Source organism: Flexithrix dorotheae DSM 6795, from assembly GCF_000379765.1.
In the GTDB taxonomy this organism is placed as follows: domain Bacteria; phylum Bacteroidota; class Bacteroidia; order Cytophagales; family Flammeovirgaceae; genus Flexithrix; species Flexithrix dorotheae.
The window spans coordinates 542,564-562,780 of the sequence record NZ_KB903443.1 but is presented as its reverse complement, the minus strand read 5'-3'; the positions used below and the strand labels follow the sequence as shown (position 1 = coordinate 562,780).

General features: G+C 35.6%; 15 protein-coding genes and 1 tRNA gene. 8 read left to right on the top strand and 8 right to left on the bottom strand.

Annotation, left to right across the window (positions count from 1 at the left end):
• The first annotated feature begins 13 nt into the window (after positions 1-13).
• Both A3EM_RS0117875 and A3EM_RS0117870 read left to right on the top strand, forming a co-directional pair.
• Positions 14-1,750: a SulP family inorganic anion transporter gene (locus tag A3EM_RS0117875; RefSeq protein ID WP_020529608.1), complete on the top strand. Its 1,737-nt coding sequence runs from the start codon at positions 14-16 to the stop codon at positions 1,748-1,750.
• Positions 1,751-1,923: 173 nt separating this feature from the next.
• The gene (locus A3EM_RS0117870) at positions 1,924-3,333 is read left to right on the top strand and encodes an MBL fold metallo-hydrolase (RefSeq protein ID WP_020529607.1); all 1,410 of its coding nucleotides are present in this window, start codon (positions 1,924-1,926) and stop codon (positions 3,331-3,333) included.
• A 331-nt stretch (positions 3,334-3,664) separates the two neighbouring features.
• On the opposite strand, the gene A3EM_RS48345 is transcribed toward A3EM_RS0117870, so the two are convergent.
• The 3 genes from A3EM_RS48345 to A3EM_RS0117850 form a co-directional block, all read right to left on the bottom strand.
• Positions 3,665-3,793 carry a hypothetical protein gene (locus A3EM_RS48345; protein WP_281169828.1) on the bottom strand — a complete coding sequence of 43 codons (129 nt, stop codon included), beginning with the start codon at positions 3,791-3,793 and terminating at the stop codon, positions 3,665-3,667.
• 512 nt (positions 3,794-4,305) lie between these two features.
• Positions 4,306-4,791 (bottom strand): hypothetical protein, encoded by a 486-nt coding sequence (locus A3EM_RS0117855; protein WP_020529604.1) that lies wholly within the window; start codon positions 4,789-4,791, stop codon positions 4,306-4,308.
• Positions 4,792-4,943: 152 nt separating this feature from the next.
• A complete protein-coding gene (locus tag A3EM_RS0117850) occupies positions 4,944-5,963 on the bottom strand; it encodes a SphA family protein (RefSeq protein WP_020529603.1) in 1,020 nt (339 codons plus the stop codon).
• A 576-nt stretch (positions 5,964-6,539) separates the two neighbouring features.
• Between A3EM_RS0117850 and A3EM_RS0117840 the strand changes: the two genes are divergently transcribed.
• Positions 6,540-8,126: a tetratricopeptide repeat protein gene (locus A3EM_RS0117840; RefSeq protein ID WP_020529601.1), complete on the top strand. Its 1,587-nt coding sequence runs from the start codon at positions 6,540-6,542 to the stop codon at positions 8,124-8,126.
• Between the two features lie 880 nt (positions 8,127-9,006).
• On the opposite strand, the gene A3EM_RS0117835 is transcribed toward A3EM_RS0117840, so the two are convergent.
• The 4 genes from A3EM_RS0117835 to A3EM_RS0117820 all read right to left on the bottom strand — a co-directional run bounded on the left by A3EM_RS0117835 (position 9,007) and on the right by A3EM_RS0117820 (position 12,279).
• Positions 9,007-9,080, bottom strand: a tRNA-Ile gene (locus A3EM_RS0117835).
• A gap of 77 nt (positions 9,081-9,157) precedes the next feature.
• On the bottom strand, positions 9,158-10,468 hold the full coding sequence (gene hemG, locus A3EM_RS0117830; protein ID WP_020529600.1) for a protoporphyrinogen oxidase: 1,311 nt from the start codon (positions 10,466-10,468) through the stop codon (positions 9,158-9,160).
• A 44-nt stretch (positions 10,469-10,512) separates the two neighbouring features.
• Complete coding sequence (locus tag A3EM_RS0117825) at positions 10,513-11,313, bottom strand: hypothetical protein (protein ID WP_020529599.1); 801 nt, start codon at positions 11,311-11,313, stop codon at positions 10,513-10,515.
• An 87-nt stretch (positions 11,314-11,400) separates the two neighbouring features.
• The gene (locus A3EM_RS0117820) at positions 11,401-12,279 is read right to left on the bottom strand and encodes a YicC/YloC family endoribonuclease (protein WP_020529598.1); all 879 of its coding nucleotides are present in this window, start codon (positions 12,277-12,279) and stop codon (positions 11,401-11,403) included.
• A 1,010-nt stretch (positions 12,280-13,289) separates the two neighbouring features.
• Here A3EM_RS0117820 and A3EM_RS0117810 point away from each other — a divergent pair.
• Positions 13,290-13,703: a hypothetical protein gene (locus A3EM_RS0117810; protein WP_020529596.1), complete on the top strand. Its 414-nt coding sequence runs from the start codon at positions 13,290-13,292 to the stop codon at positions 13,701-13,703.
• A gap of 51 nt (positions 13,704-13,754) precedes the next feature.
• Here the strand turns inward: A3EM_RS0117810 and A3EM_RS0117805 are convergent, their stop codons facing one another.
• On the bottom strand, positions 13,755-14,168 hold the full coding sequence (locus A3EM_RS0117805) for a hypothetical protein (RefSeq protein ID WP_020529595.1): 414 nt from the start codon (positions 14,166-14,168) through the stop codon (positions 13,755-13,757).
• A 323-nt stretch (positions 14,169-14,491) separates the two neighbouring features.
• Between A3EM_RS0117805 and A3EM_RS0117795 the strand changes: the two genes are divergently transcribed.
• From A3EM_RS0117795 to A3EM_RS0117780, 4 genes are all read left to right on the top strand, one after another.
• The gene (locus tag A3EM_RS0117795) at positions 14,492-15,502 is read left to right on the top strand and encodes a FecR family protein (protein ID WP_020529593.1); all 1,011 of its coding nucleotides are present in this window, start codon (positions 14,492-14,494) and stop codon (positions 15,500-15,502) included.
• 137 nt (positions 15,503-15,639) lie between these two features.
• Complete coding sequence (locus A3EM_RS0117790) at positions 15,640-17,391, top strand: STN domain-containing protein (protein ID WP_020529592.1); 1,752 nt, start codon at positions 15,640-15,642, stop codon at positions 17,389-17,391.
• A 208-nt stretch (positions 17,392-17,599) separates the two neighbouring features.
• Positions 17,600-17,776, top strand: coding sequence for a hypothetical protein (locus A3EM_RS47595; protein WP_020529591.1), 177 nt, complete (start codon positions 17,600-17,602; stop codon positions 17,774-17,776).
• An 80-nt stretch (positions 17,777-17,856) separates the two neighbouring features.
• Entirely contained in the window at positions 17,857-20,214 is a 2,358-nt protein-coding gene (locus A3EM_RS0117780) for a TonB-dependent receptor (protein ID WP_020529590.1), read from the top strand.
• Positions 20,215-20,217: the final 3 nt, after the last annotated feature.

The following is a 20,217-nucleotide window of genomic DNA, read 5'->3' as shown; positions in this document are numbered from 1 at the left end:
AAACACTCAACACATGAAAAAATATCTTCCTATCCTGCAATGGATAAAGGGTTATCGCAAAGATCAGCTTTCCGGGGATATCCCTGCCGGACTAACGGTAGGCATCATGTTGATTCCCCAGGGAATGGCCTATGCTATGATTGCTGGTTTACCTCCGGTTTACGGTTTATATGCAGCTTTAGTCCCCCAGGTTATTTATGCCATTTTTGGAACTTCCAGGCAACTGGCTGTTGGGCCAGTGGCCATGGATTCACTTTTGGTGGCCATGGGATTGAGTGTAATTTCCCAGGCTGGCACCGAATATTATATCCTAATGGCTATTACCCTTGCTTTTCTAATGGGAATAATACAACTGGCCATGGGCCTTTTCCGACTTGGTTTCTTGGTGAATTTTCTGTCCAAACCCGTGATCAGTGGATTTACTTCCGCAGCTGCAATTATCATTGGATTTAACCAGTTGAAACACCTGATTGGTGTGGATATTATTAGAAGCAACCAGGTACACCTTTTACTTTTAGATGCCATTCAAAAAGTTGAAAGCATTCATTGGATTACTTTAATTATTGGTGTGGGAGGAATCGTCATGATTCGAATCATTAAAAAATTTATTCCTAAAATACCTGCGGCTTTAATGGTGGTAATTGCAGGTATTTCGGCTGTTATCCTTTTCGATCTGACTGGTACAGGAGTGAAAATAGTAGGAGATATTCCCACCGGTTTTCCTGCTTTCAGTGTTCCAATTTTTCCACTGGATCAGTTAAACGATTTAATTCCAATTGCACTTACGCTTTCTCTAATCGCTTTTATGGAAGCGATTTCAGTAGCAAAAGCTGTGGAACAAAAACATGCTGACTATAAAATAGATGCCAATCAGGAATTGATCGGGCTTGGGATGGCTAACATTATTGGGTCATTTTTCCAGGCTTACCCAACTACAGGAGGATTTTCCAGAACTGCAGTGAATGATCAGGCAGGAGCAAAAACAGGCGTTTCAGCATTGATCAGTGCGGCTATAGTAGGCCTTACTCTGCTATTTTTAACACCATTATTTTATAACCTTCCCCAAGCGGTGTTAGCTTCTATCATTATGGTAGCAGTTTTTGGACTTATTGATTTTAAATATCCATTGAGATTATGGAAAAACAGAAAAGAAGAATTCGCTTTATTGCTCTTCACATTTATCATTACATTAATGGTAGGCATAAAAGAAGGAATAATTCTGGGGGTATTAGCTTCTTTGCTTATGTTGGTCTACCGAACCACCAAACCCCATCTGGCAGTATTGGGTAATATTCCACAAACAAGCTTATTTAAAAACATCAAAAGGTTTCCTGAGGCTACCCAAAGGGAAGATGTATTAATTGTCCGGTTTGATGCCCAGCTTTATTTTGCCAACGCCTCCTATTTCAGGGAAGCATTAGAAGAAGAAATTCAGAAAAAAGAGGGAGATCTTAAACTGTTAATTATCAGTGCTGAAGCAATTAATTTCATTGATTCTTCTGCAAACCATATGCTTTTAAGGTTAATTGATGAAATCCAGCAAAAAGGTATACAGGTTTATGTCGCTGCTGCAATTGGACCTGTCAGGGATATTTTCCAAAAAGGAGGAATTAAGGATTTAATTTCATGCCAACACATGTTCAACACGGTAAAAGAAGCATTAACCTGGTTTGATAATCTTCAAACGGAACCGGAACATGAACGCCTGCTTTCCATTGCCACTCAATCGAATGTAAAACTGGTGCAATAAAGTTTTATACAATTAGGAAATAACCATCTTTGGTGACAACCAAACAACAATTGAGAAGATTATTTAAAAACAATTTTTGTTATGTAACAAATGTAGCTGAATAAAATAATTGATTCCCGTACTTTTGGACTATAATTAATTAAAACAACTTGAGCATAATAAATAACACAAACATGAAAATTGAACAAATTTATACAGGTTGTCTGGCTCAGGGAGCCTATTATATTGAGAGTAAAGGTGAAGCTGCTGTGATAGATCCCTTAAGAGAAGTAGATGGATACCTGAAAAAAGCTGAAAGAAACAACGCAAAAATTAAATATATTTTCGAAACGCATTTCCATGCCGATTTTGTAAGTGGTCATGTAACTCTGGCTGAAAAAACTGAAGCCCCAATTGTTTACGGGCCAAATGCCAATCCTGATTTTGAGGCCATTATTGCCACTGATAATCAGGAATTTAAATTGGGTGACGTGACTATAAGGGTTTTACATACTCCTGGACACACCATGGAAAGTACCACCTTTTTATTACTTGACGAAGAGGGGAAAGAACATGCTATTTTTAGTGGAGACACTTTGTTTCTAGGAGATGTGGGTCGGCCGGATTTAGCTCAAAAAGCAGCTGACATGACTCAGGAAGAACTTGCCGGAATTTTGTTTGAAAGCCTGAGAAATAAAATCATGACACTTCCAGATGAAACCATTGTTTATCCTGGTCATGGTGCAGGTTCGGCTTGCGGGAAAAATATGAGTAAGGAAACTGTAGGGACAATTGGAGAACAAAAAAGAACCAATTATGCCTTAAGGGCAGATATGTCAAAAGAAGAGTTCATTAAAGAAGTAACCACAGGGCTTTTACCCCCACCTGCTTATTTCCCTCTCAATGTGATGTTGAACAAACAGGGTTATGAAGCAATAGATAAAGTTTTGGAAAAAGGACAGATTGCCATGTCTCCGGAAGCCTTTGAAGCAGCCGCCAATGAAACCGGAGCGGTGGTATTGGATGTAAGACACCAGTCGGAATTTGCTAAAGGCCATATCCCAAATTCCATTTTTATTGGTATTGATGGCGGGTTTGCACCATGGGTTGGTGCCTTAATTCAGGATGTAAAGCAGCCTATCCTGCTGGTAGCAGCTGAAGAAAGACTGGAAGAAGTCATGATACGACTGGCCAGGGTTGGGTTTGATAATGTGATTGGTTACCTGGAAGGGGGATTCGCATCCTGGGAAAAATCCGGAAAAGAAACCGATAGTGTGGAATTGATTTCAGCAGAAGAACTGGCCAATCTGAGTAAAAAGGAAAAATTGAATATTTATGATGTCCGTAAAGAAAGCGAATTCCTTTCTGAACATATTCTTGATGCGGAAAATACACCTTTAGATTTCCTCAATGATTACCTCGCCACATTTAAAAAAGATGGCAAAAATTATGTGCACTGTGCCGGGGGATACCGGTCTATGATAGCCAATTCGATTTTAAAAGCCAGAGGAATTCACAATGTAGTTGATGTGGCCGGAGGTTTTGGGGCCATCAAACGAACCGATATTCCAAAGTCCAATTACGTTTGTCCTTCAACGCTATAATTTAACCTTAAGCAATAAACAAAAATGAAGTGCCGGATTTCAATTTTTGAAAATCCGGCACTTCATTTTTAGAATATCTTCATAAGTGGGGAAATTGTTTACCTTTGAGTCAAAAGAGAGATTATTATTTCTCAGAAATAATAGCACGAGTGCTTAAACAATGACAAATAAATTTAACTTTTTCCTCCTACTCATTTTTGCTGCTTGCCATACAGCTCCCACGGGCAAACAAATTGTAGAAAGAAGCATTGCTTTTCACGATCCTGAAGGAAAATGGCATCATGTACAGCAAAAAATCCAGATCAAAAGCGGTGCACGTCAAACTTCCCATTTAGGCTACCATTTTCTGTGGTTCTATTGTGTCCAACACACTCCACCATTTTGCACTTTTCTTAGTTGTTCTTAATTGCAAGATGGCCTGTGCCCCTTTTTTTGACCATCTTTGCCCTGATAATTTCATTCTTTTTTGAATGACTTCTTTGTGTGCTGATTCTATAGCCCCACTACCTATTATTAGCTTTTTTTCTCTGTAAAAACCATAATACATACGTTCCTGATTTCTTTGGNTTTCAGTGGAGTGGTCCCATAACTAAGTTGAAATTGCGCTTCGTCTCCCACCTCAGTTTCTGCAATATTGATGGGAGATTGTCCCTTACCATTGCCGCATAAAGCATAAACCGGGCTTAAGCTTCCCCAACTTGCAGGACCTTCATCCCCACCATATCCCCAATGAGCTGGTCGGGCAGATGCTTGTTTTTCCTCTTCGGCAGGGGCGGGAGGGGGGGTATCTTCTACAGTGTCTTTAGCAGGTTTGGAATTACATGAAATGAATAGGGAAATGATAATGATCAAATTTATTGTCAGGTTTGTGGTTTTTAGTTTCAGCATTTTATTTATCTTTTTAAATTATTTAATTCATTAAATTTTACTTGTATATCAGCCTAGAAAATGAATTTAAGTTTAATAATTGTTCTATTTGCTTAATTCCCCTACAAATGGAATGGAATCAAGTATAGAATATCTAATCATAGTTAAGATGTAACTTTCTGCCTGATAAAATTGGGTAGCAACTACTGGTGAGGTGGCTTTACTCATTTTTTTAAAGTAGCTATCCAATAATTTGTCGGTAGATTTCTTTAGGGTGATCACTTCTTTCATCCAGGTTTTTGCAGATTCATCATTAATTTCCGAATAATTTTCAGCATACTCATTTAATAAATCCAGTCTTTTTTTCCCTAATTCCTTTCGCTTTATTTCATATTCATCATATAAATCCCAAAACGCCTGGCTATGTGCTTCGGAGGGTTGAACAAATTCTTCCACAATCATTTTTTTATTCTTTCCAAAAATGGACTGTATAAACTCTATTTCTTCCGAATTCGATTGTGCATGTCCAGTAAAAAAAGTGGACACTAATAAAGAAAATAAAATTCCAAGGGTCTTTACGATCTGTTTCATTAAGTTAAAAGTTAGGTTTGTTTTCTAAAAAATTGATTTGGAGTTTTAGTGATTCTTTAGAGCTTGTTTAAAATTTAGGTTTTCAGCGAAATAGTTAAAATTTAAACATGCTCTTAAGTTTAAAAAAAATGAAGCACCATTATAAAAAAATCTTATTCACCCGTTAAGGCATTGGTTACAAAAACGAGGTTAAACATGAGAATATCATTTTTAAATCGCTGTACGGCTCCGTAGTCAAAACCATATTTAGCATTGAGCTGTAGTCGGTCTTTCCAAACCCAATAGCCGGCATTAAAAGCTAATGAGCCTTTTTTATCGTGTATAGAGGGATCCCAAAAAACATCATCACCTTTGTCATCACTCACTTGCCAATTGTTTCCTCCCTGTACCCCCACTTCCAATTTTTCCGATAAATACTGACTGATACCATATTCAAGAGAGAAACGGTTACCTGGTTTAAAATCTTCATCTTTAATCTTGGAATTCACTTCATAAGTAAGTCCCAACATGAGAGCAGTGGATTTATCTGCAACTGGATAGAAGTATCCGAAGCCCTGAAACTGATTGGTCCAGAAGCCAAGCCCCAAATTGTCATCCGCTCCGGTTTCATATCTTCCTACCGGTGTATAAAGACCATAAGCAAAAGTAAAATCAAGCTTTTCAAATCCCCATGAAAGCGTAAGAGGAGTTAAATAAAGATCTGAAAAGCCACTTAATTTATCTGAAATTGAACCGGAGACTTCAGAGTTAAATGAAGATTTAACTGAAAAATACACAGGGACAATTCCTGCCATGTATCGTGCTCCGCCAAGTACAGGTTTCTTTGCAGCCCAAAAAAATGCAGGAGCTGTTGCAAATGCATTTAAACCTACGTCAAAAGGTATATCGGGTAAATTGGGGTTGATTTCCGATAAAGATACTTTATCTACCTTATTTCCGTCACGATTGTAATAAGAATTACTGGTTTGATAATAATTATACCATAACACAAAAAAGCCTGATGTTGGCTTAGCCATATCGCGAATATTGGAAAATGCAGGAAGATAATGCCCTGTTTGAAATGGTGAAACTTGTTGAGATTTGGCGTCCTGTACAAAACTGATTGTCCAAAGCCCAACCATTATGGCACTAAGTTTTAGTGCTCTTTTTGTAAAGGTAATTTTTAGTTTCATGGTTTATTTAAATGATGTTTGTTACGAGATTAATTTTTTAAACCGTATAGATGCTTTTAAAATATATTTTCCATAAAAAGCTAAAGTTTGAACCATTATTAAGCCTAAAAGAATTGGAGCATATTCCAGTAGAAAAACTATACCGTGAAATATTTTTAATAAAAGAACATCTATAGGTAATACTATATACTTTTTCATTTTAGTTTAAAGTCAGAATTCTCCTATTTTATTAGTAGTAGAAAAAAAGATTATTGAGTTAACTCCAGATGCTGAGTTACCAGAGGGGCGTAGTTCTGAAGTAATCCTTTTCATGGTAAAAAGCCCTTCCGTAAAATAGATAAGAGGTATTACATTAAGGTCTAGGGGTTTCATTTAGTCTTCATTTTATTAACAATAATAGCCGATAATGGCCGAATATAGGGTTATCTCCAAGGAAATAAAAACACATTAAACCTATTTAACTGTTACGTTAAATTTGTCCGCTCAATAATTTAACCTAAATTATTAATAGTATTTTTTGATGATGTTGTAGGCTTATTGTAGATTGCAGGAATCTAAAATACTATCAAAGCCCAAATGAACTACGATACTCCCATTGTTAAAAATGATTATACTCAACGCATTGTTAAATCACAGTTAAATAAAATTTTAACTGATCACCTTTTTGTTAAATCAAAAATTCTTTCCTCATTTCTAAAGTTTGTGGTAACCGAAACTCTTGATGGCAATGGAGGTAAAATCAAGGAATATACCATTGCGACTATGGTTTTGGGAAGAGGCCAGGATTTTGATCCCCGGGAAGACGCCATTGTAAGAATACACGCTGGTCGTTTACGGAAGTTATTGGATAAATATTATTCCCAAAAAGGAGAAGAAGATCCTATCAAGATAGAATTGGTAAAAGGAAGTTATGTTCCTGTTTTTCGCGAACAAGCCAGGGTTTTAAATCAGGAAACCGAGCCCACCAATTTCAGTCGTAACAAGTTAACTCTGGTAATTCTTCCTTTCCGAAATTTATGTGAAAATGGAGAGTTTCAGTATTTTGCTGATGGACTTGGAGAGGAACTAACTGGTGCATTCAGTAATTTTGAAGACATTGATGTAATCGCTCACCACTCCGCCAGGGAATATATAAGTTTTAACACTAAGCTTGACAATATTAGTGCAGACCTTGGGGTACATTATGTCATTACCGGAACAGTAATGAAATCTGCTTATGAAATCAGAGCTAATGTGACCCTTATCGAGACACTTACTAATTTTCAGGTTTGGTCCAATAACTACACGCATACCTGGAATGAACAAAAGTATTTTAAAATTCTGGATAATATTGTTAGTGATGTGGTTTCTCTACTTGGTGGATACTATGGTTTTATGGTGCAAAACAGAATTAAGAACATGCAGCATAAGCTACAATTAGATTCCCTGGATGCTACACTGCTTAATTATTACTTTCACATGAATTTCACAGAGGAAAACTATCTAAAAACCCGTAAAGTGTTAGAATCTGTAGTAGCATCGGAGCCTCTCAATGCGAAGGTAAAAGCCATGCTGGCGGAATTATACCTGGATGCATACGTTCTGGGCTTTCCCACAGTGGATAATCCTGTGGAAGTAGGGTTTCAATTAGCTAAAGAAGCGACAACTATTGACTCAAATTGTCAACATGGATTTCAGGAACTGGGTTGGGCTTACATTTATCTCAAGAAAAAAGAAGAGGCAATTAAATCTCTTGAAACTTGTCTTAGAATAAACCCTTCGTCAGTCTCATCAATGGGAGCGATAGGATTTGGAATGGTCTGTTTAGGAGAATATGAAAGAGCGATGGAATTACTGGAAAAATCCCTGGCGCTTAATCCTCATTGCCCCTGGTGGTTTCATTTTGGTTTTTTCCTGATCTATTATAAGAAAAAATTATGGACAAAGGCATATCAGCATGGAAAATTGATAAATGCAGAAGTCTTTTTTAATCCAATGATAAAATCGATAATTAATTTAAAATTAACAAAACATTCTGAAGCTCATTACGAACAAAAAAGATTCTATGATCAATACCCGGAATTACCACCAAATTTAGAAGAAATTTTGGCTGTGTTTTTACATGATAATGAAATAATTACCGAATTGATTTCTGATTTTAATTCCGTTAAATCGATAATTTAATTTTTGAGTATCCATCTTATAAAACAAGAGAAAACATGAAGCCATCTTTCTGTTTTCCAAAATGCAAAAAGATTATAAAAAAATAAATTGTTTTTAGTAGGCCTATTGTATTTCTGTTTTTAAATTATTTTTCTTGCTTTTTAAGCATTTAACCAATGATGTAAAATAGTTTTCCAATTCCAGGATTTAAAATTTCATTAACTATATTTTATTTATTCCTTATTTTCATAAAGGATGAATTCGGGAATTCCACTATGAAACCAAAAGTAAGATAATGCTAAAGAAAGAATTGGATACATTTTACAGTCTATCCAAAAAAACTTTCTTTATTGGATACACAAAATTGTGGCAATGGAGACGGAACTTGAACGGTATTAACGCCAATAGAGAGTTGTCATTAATTTTGATTCACTAGAGGACCAGAACAGGAGTTAGTCAAGCTTATTCATCCCTAATTTACCCTAATGGGAATCTGTTCCTAAAATTCTTTATAGTTTGGCGTGGAAACTGAAATTAAAAAGCTGTATTTCTATAATGCCACCTGAGAGAAAATTTAGGATGAATGTTATTATCCAACCATTATTCAAAACCTTTCTGAACTGAACTACTTCTTTCTGCCTAAACGCGACATGAGGATTCTTGTAATAAACTTAACTATTCCCCTAAGTGTGCCTAAGCCAATTGGCATACGAAGAGAAATAATTGAAGTTTTCAGGCTTTGCAGGAGTTGTTGAAGTGCCATTAAAAAAACAGATGATAAGGTTAACTAGTTCTGTGATTTGGTGAAATTACGATATAAATTAGAGGGAATTTATATTTTGCGCAATAAAAAAAGCCTCAAACTTAATTGAGGCTTTTATCAAATTACCTGTCCAAATTGTGGGCCCACGAGGGCTCGAACCTCGGACCCCCTGATTATGAGTCAGGTGCTCTAACCAGCTGAGCTATGGGCCCTGAAACATATTGTTTCTTTTTGGGATGGCAAAAGTAGAGATATATTCATTATTCTACAATTATTTTTTTGATATTTTTTAGAATTTATTCTCCTTTATCCTTTCGGCTAGTTGTTTACCTTTCTTTATACAATCCGGAACGGAAACTCCTCCTTCCCAATTGGAACATACGTAAATTCCCTCTCTTTGCAGATTTTCAATTGCCTGATGGGCCGGGAAGATATCAATATCGTATTGAGGAATGCTTTTTTCCCATCTGGTTATTTCCTGATGGGTTGGCGACCCTTTTATCTTGAAGTTTTGTTGGAGCTCATCTGTAACTTTTGCTTTTATTTCTTCATCCGTAAGCTGGAAATTATCCAGAGATTGAGCGCCTCCTACAAAAGATGTGATCAGGAATTGATCTTTTGGTGATCTATTTTCGAAAAGTGAACTATTCCAGATACTTCCTGCAGTAAATAAGTCTTCTTTTTTAGGATTTAATCCTCCGAAACCATTGAAATCAAAACCCAAATCTTTTCGCCTGAAAGCTGTATGAACTACACAAATAGGCGGGTAATTTACCCCTTCCCATGCTTGGGCACTTTCTGGGGAAATATCCTTAATTAATTTCCCTGCAGCATATGCCGGGATGGAAAAAACAAGCGCTGTAACTTTTGTTTCCCCATTTTCTGTAATTAACAAAAAGCCTCCTGCCTCCTGTCTAATTTCTTTTATTGGCGAATTATAGTTAACGGATAGGTTTTCAGCCAGCTTATCTGCCAAAATACCAAGACCTTCTTTAAAACTGAAAGTGAGTTTTCGCTGTGTGTTTTTTTTATTTTTAATAAAACCTCTTATTACCGAACCAAATTTTTGTTCATTTTCTAAAAAGGCTGGAAAAGTTTTTTCCATTATTAATTTTTCTGGATCTCCAGCGTAGATTCCTGAAATAAAAGGGTTTACAGCCTGGTCCACGATTTCTTTGCAAAATCTTCTTTCAAAAAAATCAGCAACAGTTTCGTTTTGAGGTGAAGTACTTTTGTTGTTTAATTCTTTATAAATGGAAAATTTGGCATGCCAAGAAAAAAAATTGTTAAAAATCAAACCTGGAGGACTGGAAGGTAGTTGCTGATATTTCCCATTTTTGAAAATATAGCGCTTTTTACTTACCGTTTCCGGAATAATCATTTGATCTTCTAAACCTAACTCCTTAACTAAATCAATTATTTCTGAATCGGCAAGGAGGGAGTTAGGGCCTTTTTCAAGTAGAAAACCCTCTTTTTTTACCGAACAAATATTACCACCAGGTTTATCACCTGCTTCAAACAAACAATAAGCTTTACCCAATTTCTGTAAATGATAAGCCAGTGATAATCCGGAAATTCCAGCCCCAATAATTCCAACCATTTCAAAATCGATTTGTATGACAAAAACTCGATTCGAAACTAGTGCTAATTCAGAAAATTAAAAAATCCTTTTGGGATATTATTTGGCCGGATTTGGTATTTAAAAGTTAAACCTAAAGTTGGCTGAATGATATTTAGCTTTCTAAAAGGCTTTAAAATTATTCCATTTCCATCGTATTGTTCCAGTCCAAAATAAAAATTGGTTTCTTTCTGTATGAAAAGTCCGTATAAAATATTGGCTGTAGGACTCAATAAGAGATCTGCTCTCAAAACCGAATTACTAAATCTCCTTTTTTCCGAAAGATCATCTTTTTGTTTTGATTCCTTAAATATCTGATAGGAAACTGCCGGGTATAATGCCCATTTTTTTAAATCGATTTTTTTGGCAAGTGAAACAAAAAATGAGGCTTTTCCTAAGGTTTTTGCTGAATTGGAGTATTCTACCTGGTAGCTTAATCTTTTGTCGAATATCAGGTTTAAAAAACTGCCTGAGTGTCTGATAAAAGCACTTGTGCCAAACGTGTTTAATTGGTTGTGGGTATGAACCTTTTGCGATAATCCTCCACTCCATTTTCCCTTTAACTTCTTTTCAAAGCCTACCAGCAACTGCCCTTCACCCACCGCAGAAAATTCTGATTTCCCGGTATTTGTTTGATTTGTAAATAAATTGTGGAAATTAAATTCACCAAAAAACCTTGATTTGTCAGCAAGATAGAAATCGGTACTTAAGGTAAAGTCAAATTGGGTTTCAAAGTGTAATTTTTCTAATGGCTGGCCTATCCCAAATCGGAATGAAGTGATCAATACAAAACTTAATATTGCCCTGAAGAACCATTGAATTTTCATAAAACGAGGGATAATTAGCAACTAAATATCCCCAACGCTTAAATGAACCTTCTCTTATTTAAGTAGAAGAATTTTTGACAGTTTGAATTATACGATATTAAAGAGTTGTTCTTTTATTTTCTCCAGATTATCCTTCATGTCCACTACAAATTTTTGCAGTTCCGCAAAATTGGCTTTGGCACCAATTGTATTGATTTCTCTACCAATTTCCTGACTGATAAAAGTTAATTTTTTTCCGCTGGATATTTTGGCTTTTAGGGTTTCCTGAAAAAGATCAAGATGTTTGTTGAGCCTTACTTTTTCCTCGCTAATATCCAGTTTTTCTATATAATAAATGAGTTCTTGTTCGAACCGATTGGGATCAAAATTCTCATTAGATACCAAATCATTTACCTGTTTTTGAAGCCTCTCCCTAATATGTTTTATCCTTTCGGGATCGAGTTCTTCAATATTTTTAAGTAAATTTCTAATATTATCAATATAGCCATTGAGCTCAGATTTCAGAATTTCTCCTTCATGAATCCTGAATTGTGTACATTTTTCTATGGCCTGATTTAAAGCCTCCGCCACTACTTTCCAGTCTTTTTCTATGGCATCCTGATCCTGCTCCTTAATATAAGCGTCAGGCATTTGCATGATCATCCTAAAAATATCACTGTCATTTGTGCCAAGATCATCCGCACTTTTCTTGAGTTCTTTATAATAATTTGAAACCAATGGGAAGTTTACCTGAATTTTATTGGTTTCCGGTTTTTTAGATACATAATTAATATTCAGACTTACCTTTCCCCTTTCCAGTTTTTTGTTGAGCAGGTTTTTTATCTCAATTTCCTTATCGAAAAAAAGATAACTCATTTTAATATTTGAATCTAAAAACTTGGAATTCAGGGTTTTTAGTTCTATTTGTACACTCAGTTCATCTGTCTCAAGAACCACTCTCCCAAAACCTGTCATTGATTTTACCATATACTTCTCTTTTTAGCTCTTATATCAATATAACCTTCATTTTACCTCACCCGTTTTGGGTTTAAATAAAAGAAATTCATTTAAAGGGTTCAATTTATATTTATTTTTTAAGAAAATACCATAACCACCCTACAAATAATTGCGATAATCTTCTTTAGGAAGGGAAACGAATTAAATTCCCATTTTTTGAGGGTTCTTTTTAGCCTATTCTTGGACAAGCAGTTCGCTTTGTAAAATACTCAGTTAACTTGGGTAAGGTAAACTGAATCTGATAAATGGCGTTTTTCTAAAAGAGTTTCAATTCCTTCGGGAAATCATGTCATGAACTGTAAGGTTTAGAGGGATCATTAATTTCTCTGCCATAAAGTGTTTTTTTACAATTTTATATACTTAAAATAGACTGAGGAAGATTGGGCAGCGTTTATCTTCAATAAATATATGTTAATTAAAACAATTTAAATTTTTGATTAATGAATAAGAAACATAGTTTTTCACTTACAGTTAGCAACAAACAACAAGCTAGTGTAATTCAGGCTATAATTGAAAGTGCTCAATCAATGCCTATCAACTTGAAAGAAGCAAAGAATTCGAGAAAGAAATAATTATTTCACCTTTTTTTGAAGTGGCTATTTTTATTTGCCGGTAAACTGATAAAAAGAATTTCCCAATCGTTCTCAAACACATTTTTTCGAGCAAGGGAGATTAAAAAAATTAAAAAGAAAATGTCCACTAAAAATTTCCAGTGGACATTTTTTATTCCAGTGGAAAGAAGGCATTTTTTTGAAATATTCTCCTTTTAATTATTATTTAAAATCGCAAGAACCGGGAAATTTTTAAAAATTAAAGAAAAATCATACACCTTTTTCAAATCCCTTTTTAACCCTTAGAAAATAGAAAAAATAAATTCCTGTTTAAAGGAAATTAGTGAAAGATTTACATTAAACAAACCTTAAAAATGATTTTTCAAAAGCTGAAAAAAAGGCTTTAGGAAACACTTAAACTAAAAACCTATGGAAGAATCTTTTTTCAAACTAGAATTCATTGAAGAGTTGAATCTTAGTCACCTTACATTTTTAAAAAAATGCACCTCAGACCAGTATCGGCTTGCCTATGGACAGTTGGTGGAGTTGTTTAAGAGCAAAGGCCACCACAATCACATCACCGATACTTCTACAATGGGCGTGATTGGAGTAGAGGACCAACAATGGGTGAAAGCCAATGTAGTTCCGAACATGAGGAAGTTTGCGGATAGCACCAAAAAGCTGAATATTGCCCTGATTTTGGGAGACGATATTTTTGCAACCTTTGCTGCAAAGAATATTGCCCGAAATTTTATGGATAAACAGAATATTGATATTCATTACTTTGCTGGAGAAACCGAAGCTTTCGACTGGTTTAAGGAAGAAAGTGCACTTGCTGCTTAATAAAAAAGCCTTCATATGAAGGCTTTTTTTTATGCGTTCAAATAAATTTTTTTAAGCTGCTATCCATTGTTGCGCATCATCAAGATTATCAAAATATCTGGTAATGAATTGCGCTTCATTATGATCGGCCTCCATCTCTTCTACAGTTTGTTCAATGCCCAGGCTGGCTACAAATTCTTCAGGGACTAATAATGCCATTCTTTTTAACCCATATTCAATTAATTTAGGATTAAATTCTTCAGCGGTCCATGTCTGCAATTCCGGAACAATGGCGTAGGCAAAGTTTCTGGTATCCCCAATCCAGTATTTTACTTCATTTTTTTCTATAATATCCAAAATAGTAATAAGGGCTTCCTTGTAATCATATTCCGTCATTTTAGCAGTTTCAGGTAACCACACAATAGTAAGTGTTGATTGCTCTACATCAAATGAGGCTTGAAAAAAACTGTTTTTTACTAATTCCATAAATTGTTTTTTAGGTTATAAAAAGGATATTTATTTCCTATAAACATTTTTTGCCGCGGAAAATTTTACAAAAAAATTAAGGATTTTTAATTTTTCACTTGGATAAGATTTTTTTTAGATGAATTAATATTTGCAGCTTTATTGTTTGAATTATTCTAAGAATTTGTGGGGTTAGGTTGGGTGATAATGATTTTTTTTTAATTTTTTTTCGAGGTAGGGTGGGGGGAGAGTTAAAATTACCGGTATTATTAGTAGTTGAGCAAAAAAAGTAGAATTGGTGGTCAATTATAAAATTACAAAATCAATTAACATAAATCCGAAAGGTGGAAAATAAAAGTGAGCAACATATTGAATTATTTACCAAATTCCTGAGCGGGGAATCGACAAGGAAAGAATATGAGCAATTACTTTCCTGGTTAAATGAGTCCGCTGAAAACAGGGAGGAATTTTTTAATTATCAGAAAATCTGGAATAAAACTAATAAACCACTTGAAACTTTTTTTCCTGATAGTGAACAGGCATGGAAGGTTTTTAGTGAAAAGAATGGTATTGTTCAGGAAAAACTTAAAGTTACAAAATCACATCATTATAGTATTTCGTCTTTTTATAAAGCTGCTGCAGTTTTATTGATGGGAATTGGATTGGCTATTACACTAAAAATGGTTTATTTCTCAAAAGACATGGTAGAAATTTCAGCTGGTAACGATCAGGTGAAAAAAGTTGTGCTACCTGATAGTAGTGAAGTGTGGCTGAATAAAAATAGCCAAATAACTTATTCCGAAAATTTTAACCTGGATAACAGGGTGGTAAATTTAACAGGAGAAGCCTTCTTTGAAGTGAAAAAAGCGGAAGGCAGAAGGTTTACTATTTATGCAGGAAATTCTAAAACAGAAGTAGTTGGGACTTCTTTTAATATTAAAGAAAATGAAAATAGTGAGGTGGAAGTTGCCGTTGCCACTGGCCGGGTGGCCTTTTCCCCAAAAAATGAAGACAGAACCGTTTTTTTACTTCCTGGTGAAAAAGCTTCAGTAGGAAGTTTAAAGAATATAACAAAGCAAAAAATAGAAAATGAAAATTTCAGATCCTGGCAAAATAACCAGCTTACTTTTAATGATGTAGTGCTGAATCAGGTATTCAATACTTTAGAACAGCATTATGCCATTGATATGGATATAAAATCACCAACACTGCTCAACTGTCATTATACTGGCAATTTCAAAGAATTAACAATAGAAGAAGTGATGGAAATTTTGGCAGCATCAGCAAATTTCTCTTATCAGGAAAGCGATGGAGTTTACCATATCTCCGGGGAAGGTTGTGATCCTGAAATGTAATTGGATTATCTCATTTTTAAATTAATCGTAGTAATTAACTAAACAATAAAAAGCTGTAGTATTAGGATTGTCAGATCATATTCAGGTATGATTAAATTTGAGGGCATGGTCACTACAGTTTAAAAAGAATTAGACTTATGAAAACAAAGCTTTTTATCGCCTTGTTGCTTGTATCATATTGCCTGGGTTTAAAGGCACAGGATAATAATGTTTTAAATCAAAAAGTGGATTTAGTATATAGTGATGTGGAGATTGGGGAAGTTATCCGGGATTTAACTCAAAAATATCAAATTAACTTTTCTTATGTGAGTGACAGACTTCCTTTACATCAAAAAGTAAATGTTGACCAAAAAGGGATTTTATTGAAAGATGGTTTGGAAATGCTGCTGGAAGAAACAGATATTTCCTATAAGGTAATTAAGAACCAGGTTATACTTCAAAAATCAAAAGAACCTGAACCAGAAGAACCTGTTGAAGAAAAAATAATCCCGGCTGTAATTCCTTCTCAACCACAGGAAACTTCAATCGCGAAAAAAAATACGGAGGTAGTTTCGGTAAAAGAGGTGGAAACTCCTGAAAATATTGGTTTAAAAATGAGCACTGCCACGGTAGTTGCCGGTACAGGAAATACAATGAATAAGGTGCCTCAAAAAACTGGAAATATCCCATCCGGGGCTAAAAAAGAGAAAAAGGAAAAGCCGGAGAAGAAGAAAACATCCAAGCCTTTATTTAATTTTAAACCAAACCACGATTTGGATTCCGTGCCTGCGCATTTTGGCTTGTTCTATCCGGTTAGTACCAATGGCAAAAGAGCACCTAAAGTTTTCAATGATATTTCACTAAACCTGCTTTATGGAGTATCTGCAGGAGTTGGTTCTTTCGAGCTAAATGGATTGGGAAGTGTAACCAACGGAAATATTAAGGGTTTTCAAGCCAGTGGAATCGCCAGTTTTGGAACGGGAAATGTGAAAGGCTTTCAGGCTGCAGGATTAATTAATTCTGTGAATGGTAGTTTAAATGGCTTTCAGGCTGCTGGTTTTATGAATGTGGCACAAGATTCTGGGAAAGCTACACAAGCCGCAGGTTTTATGAATATAAATAATGGCACTCAGTGGGGCATGCAAGCTGCAGGCTTTATGAATATTGGTTTAGATAGCTTAACCGGAGCACAAATTGCTGGGTTTTTGAATATCAGACATGGGGATGTATACGGGGCTCAGGTAGCTGGTTTTATGAACATTGCAGCAAACAACAGAGGAGTACAAATAGCTGGATTTTATAATAAGACAAGGGATATTAAGGGATCACAAATTGGGGTATTGAATATGGCCAGAAATATTTCCGGAGTACAAATAGGCGTATTCAATTTTGCTGATACAATTGGTGGGGTTCCAATTGGTTTGCTGAGTATTGTGAAAAAAGGTGGCTACAGAAAATTTGAAATTTCGGGAACGGAAACACTTAATGCGAATATTGCTTATAAAATAGGTGTACCAAGGTTTTACAATATCTTTTCTGTTGGAGCGCAATTCAATAGTAATACTTTAAGACAGGCAGCAGGAGCAGGTTTTGGTACAGAGTTTCCAATAGCTTCCAGTAGCTTTGCGATGAATCTGGACTTAATGGGACATTTGTTTTTTAAGGATGCTTTTTCCGATTTCGAGGAAGGAATACAGTTTTATAATGCCAAACTTCAGTTTTCGAAATATATCACACCTAAGACAGCGATCTTTCTTGGTGCATCTTACAACGTATTGGTATCAGATAATAAGGAGGAGAATAGGGCTGAAGTTGCCAATGATATTGCCCCATGGAGTTTTTATGACGAGGACCATAGTCATCATAATGTGAAAATGTGGATCGGTTTAAATGGTGGTATTCGGTTTTAAGCATTTGTGTTAAATATTAAGAACTATATAAAACAGGTGGACTGAAAACCTTGAAATAACATCTTGTACAGTAATTAATTATAATTTGTTTCGGCTAAAAATCAACGGTTACCTCATACGTAATCCCTGGTTTATAATGCCCAAATTTCAATATACTTCATTGGTAAAACCCAGAAATAATTTAACAGGTTATTAAATTTTTAGACTTATGAAAGCTAGTAATTCAAAAAACCAAAACAGCCTTTATTTATCAAAAAGTTATCATGATGGTTGGGAAAAGGCTTTGTGTAATTTTATGAGAGAACAGGAGATGGAGTTTTTAAGAATAAAACTTCAACAAATTCGGGAATTGATGGAGGGGAGTTATCAAAAAAACGATTATTAATTTTTGAAGGGAGATGATTTACCCCTTCACCACAGATTTATAAAAATTCAATTTTAATCTTATTAAAAAAACAGAACATCATGAAAAAAGGATGGATGGGATTGCTTTGCCTTATTTTGACAATCATTTCCCAGTCACTATTTGCACAATCTATATTTACGATTAGTGGAAAAGTTACTTCTGCAGGTCAGGAGGAACTGGTTGGTGCTACCATTAAAGTGAGGGGTACCAGGCAAGGAACGGCTACTAACCCTAAAGGAGAATTTTCCTTAGCGCTTACTGAAGGAGATTACCTCCTTGTGATATCTTCAATTGGCTATGCCCCAATAGAAAAGCAAATTAAACTGGATAGAAATATCAACCTAAATTTTGATTTAACAGAAAAAACAGAAAATCTGGAAGAAGTTGTGGTAGAAGGAAAAAAGGAAAATGACAATATTATTTCAGGTGATATGAGTGTGAATCAGTTGGAAATTCAGACCATCAAAAATATACCTGCATTGCTTGGGGAGGTAGATATTGTGAGAAGTTTGCAGCTATTGCCCGGAGTTACTACGGTAGGAGAGGGAGCTACAGGCTTCAATGTGAGAGGAGGAGGAATTGATCAGAATCTGGTATTGATGGATGGCGCTCCCATTTATAACAGTTCTCATGTGTTGGGCTTTTTCTCTGTTTTTAATCCGGATGCAGTTTCGAATGTGGCACTGCTCAAAGGAGGGATTTCTTCTCAATATGGAGGCCGGATTGCTTCGATTCTGGATGTGGGTATGCATGAAGCCAACAAAGATCAATTTGCTATGTCTGGTGGAATTGGAACTGTTTCCAGTAGATTGACCATGGAAGCCCCAATTACCAAGGGAAAAAGCTCCATTATGCTGGCAGGAAGAAGGTCTTATGCGGATTTATTTCTTAAGCTTTCTTCTGATCCGGACATGCGTAAAAATGGAGCTTTCTTTTACGATCTGAATGGAAAAATGGATTTTGATATCAATGAGAAAAACAAGGTTTCTCTTTCAGGGTATTATGGCAAGGATTCCTTCAAGTTTGGAGATGATTTTTATAACAACTGGGGAAATGCGGCTTCTTCCCTGAAATGGAAACATATTTTCAATGATCGGCTTTTTGGGGAAATTACCCTGGCTTATTCGGATTATGGCTATAAACTGGGTGTACCGGATGTCAATACGAATAATTTTGAGGCGAAAGCCATGATCAAAAATTATGTGGGGAATGCCAACTTTAGCTATTTTATCAACCACAGGAACAGTCTGAACTTCGGGATCAATTCTACTTTGTATGAAGTTAATCCCGGAGAATTAAGGCCTTTAACCGAAACTTCTGTTTTCAATCCGCTCACTATGGACTTGCAGAAAGGATTTGAGTATGCCGGATTTATTGAGCACGAATCGGAATTGTCGGATAAAATATTTTTGAGATACGGTTTAAGAATATCCTCTTATGATTACCTGGGGCCAAATACTGCTTATGAATATAGTGGAAATCCCGGGGAAAGGAAGGATATTGAAAATGAGAAAAAGTTTGGAAAGAGTGAGTCCATCCAAAATTACTACAATTTTGAACCGAGGTTTTCTTTGCGCTATGCGCTGAATGAGAGCACTTCTCTAAAGTTTAGTTACAATAGATTAGCGCAATATATTCACCTGCTTTCTCCAACTCTGGCTTCTACTCCTACCGATACCTGGACCCTAAGTACAAATAATATCAAACCGCAGGTAGCTGATCAGGTAGCAGTGGGATATTTTAAAAATCTGAAAGGCAAAGCTTATGAACTTTCCACAGAAGTGTACTACAAAACCCTTGACAACCAGGTGGATTTTGTAGGAGGAACAGAATTTTTACTGAACAAATATTATGAAGGAGATTTGCTTTTTGGGGATGGAAGGGCTTACGGAGCTGAATTTTTATTTAAGAAAAATGTCGGCAGGCTTACAGGCTGGGTGAGTTATACTCTGTCCAAATCGGAAAAGAAGATTGAAGGTATAAATAATGGAAATTATTATCCTGCCAAATACGACAGGACTCATAATCTGAGCTCTACAGCCATTTATCAATTGAATAACAGATGGAAGTTTGCCGCAAATTTTTCTTACCTCACGGGAGTTTCTACTACTTTCCCAGATGGACGGTTTGAATATCAGGGTATTACAGTGCCGATAAATACCAATGATTCCCGAAATAACTACAAAATTACACCTTATCATCGGCTAGATCTTTCTGCCACTTTGCAGGGTAAAAGAAATCCTTTGAGGAAGTACCAAAGTGAGTGGGTGTTTGCAATTTACAATGTGTATTCGAGAAGAAATGCCTATAGTATTTACTTCAGGCAAAATGAGGATAATCCCCGAAATACTGAAGCGGTAAGGCTTTCGATTTTCGGATCAATGTTGCCATCTGTGACCTACAATTTCAAGTTTTAAATT

Coding starts and splice junctions, on each gene's coding strand:
- A3EM_RS0117810 (WP_020529596.1), top strand. CDS start 13,290: ATGGAAGAATCTTTTTTCAAACTAGAATTCATTGAAGAGTTGAATCTT.
- A3EM_RS0117855 (WP_020529604.1), bottom strand. CDS start 4,791: ATGAAACAGATCGTAAAGACCCTTGGAATTTTATTTTCTTTATTAGTG.
- A3EM_RS0117820 (WP_020529598.1), bottom strand. CDS start 12,279: ATGGTAAAATCAATGACAGGTTTTGGGAGAGTGGTTCTTGAGACAGAT.
- A3EM_RS0117870 (WP_020529607.1), top strand. CDS start 1,924: ATGAAAATTGAACAAATTTATACAGGTTGTCTGGCTCAGGGAGCCTAT.
- A3EM_RS0117805 (WP_020529595.1), bottom strand. CDS start 14,168: ATGGAATTAGTAAAAAACAGTTTTTTTCAAGCCTCATTTGATGTAGAG.
- A3EM_RS47595 (WP_020529591.1), top strand. CDS start 17,600: ATGAAAGCTAGTAATTCAAAAAACCAAAACAGCCTTTATTTATCAAAA.
- A3EM_RS0117780 (WP_020529590.1), top strand. CDS start 17,857: ATGAAAAAAGGATGGATGGGATTGCTTTGCCTTATTTTGACAATCATT.
- A3EM_RS48345 (WP_281169828.1), bottom strand. CDS start 3,793: ATGAAATTATCAGGGCAAAGATGGTCAAAAAAAGGGGCACAGGCCATC.
- A3EM_RS0117875 (WP_020529608.1), top strand. CDS start 14: ATGAAAAAATATCTTCCTATCCTGCAATGGATAAAGGGTTATCGCAAA.
- A3EM_RS0117790 (WP_020529592.1), top strand. CDS start 15,640: ATGAAAACAAAGCTTTTTATCGCCTTGTTGCTTGTATCATATTGCCTG.
- A3EM_RS0117840 (WP_020529601.1), top strand. CDS start 6,540: ATGAACTACGATACTCCCATTGTTAAAAATGATTATACTCAACGCATT.
- hemG (WP_020529600.1), bottom strand. CDS start 10,468: ATGGTTGGAATTATTGGGGCTGGAATTTCCGGATTATCACTGGCTTAT.
- A3EM_RS0117850 (WP_020529603.1), bottom strand. CDS start 5,963: ATGAAACTAAAAATTACCTTTACAAAAAGAGCACTAAAACTTAGTGCC.
- A3EM_RS0117825 (WP_020529599.1), bottom strand. CDS start 11,313: ATGAAAATTCAATGGTTCTTCAGGGCAATATTAAGTTTTGTATTGATC.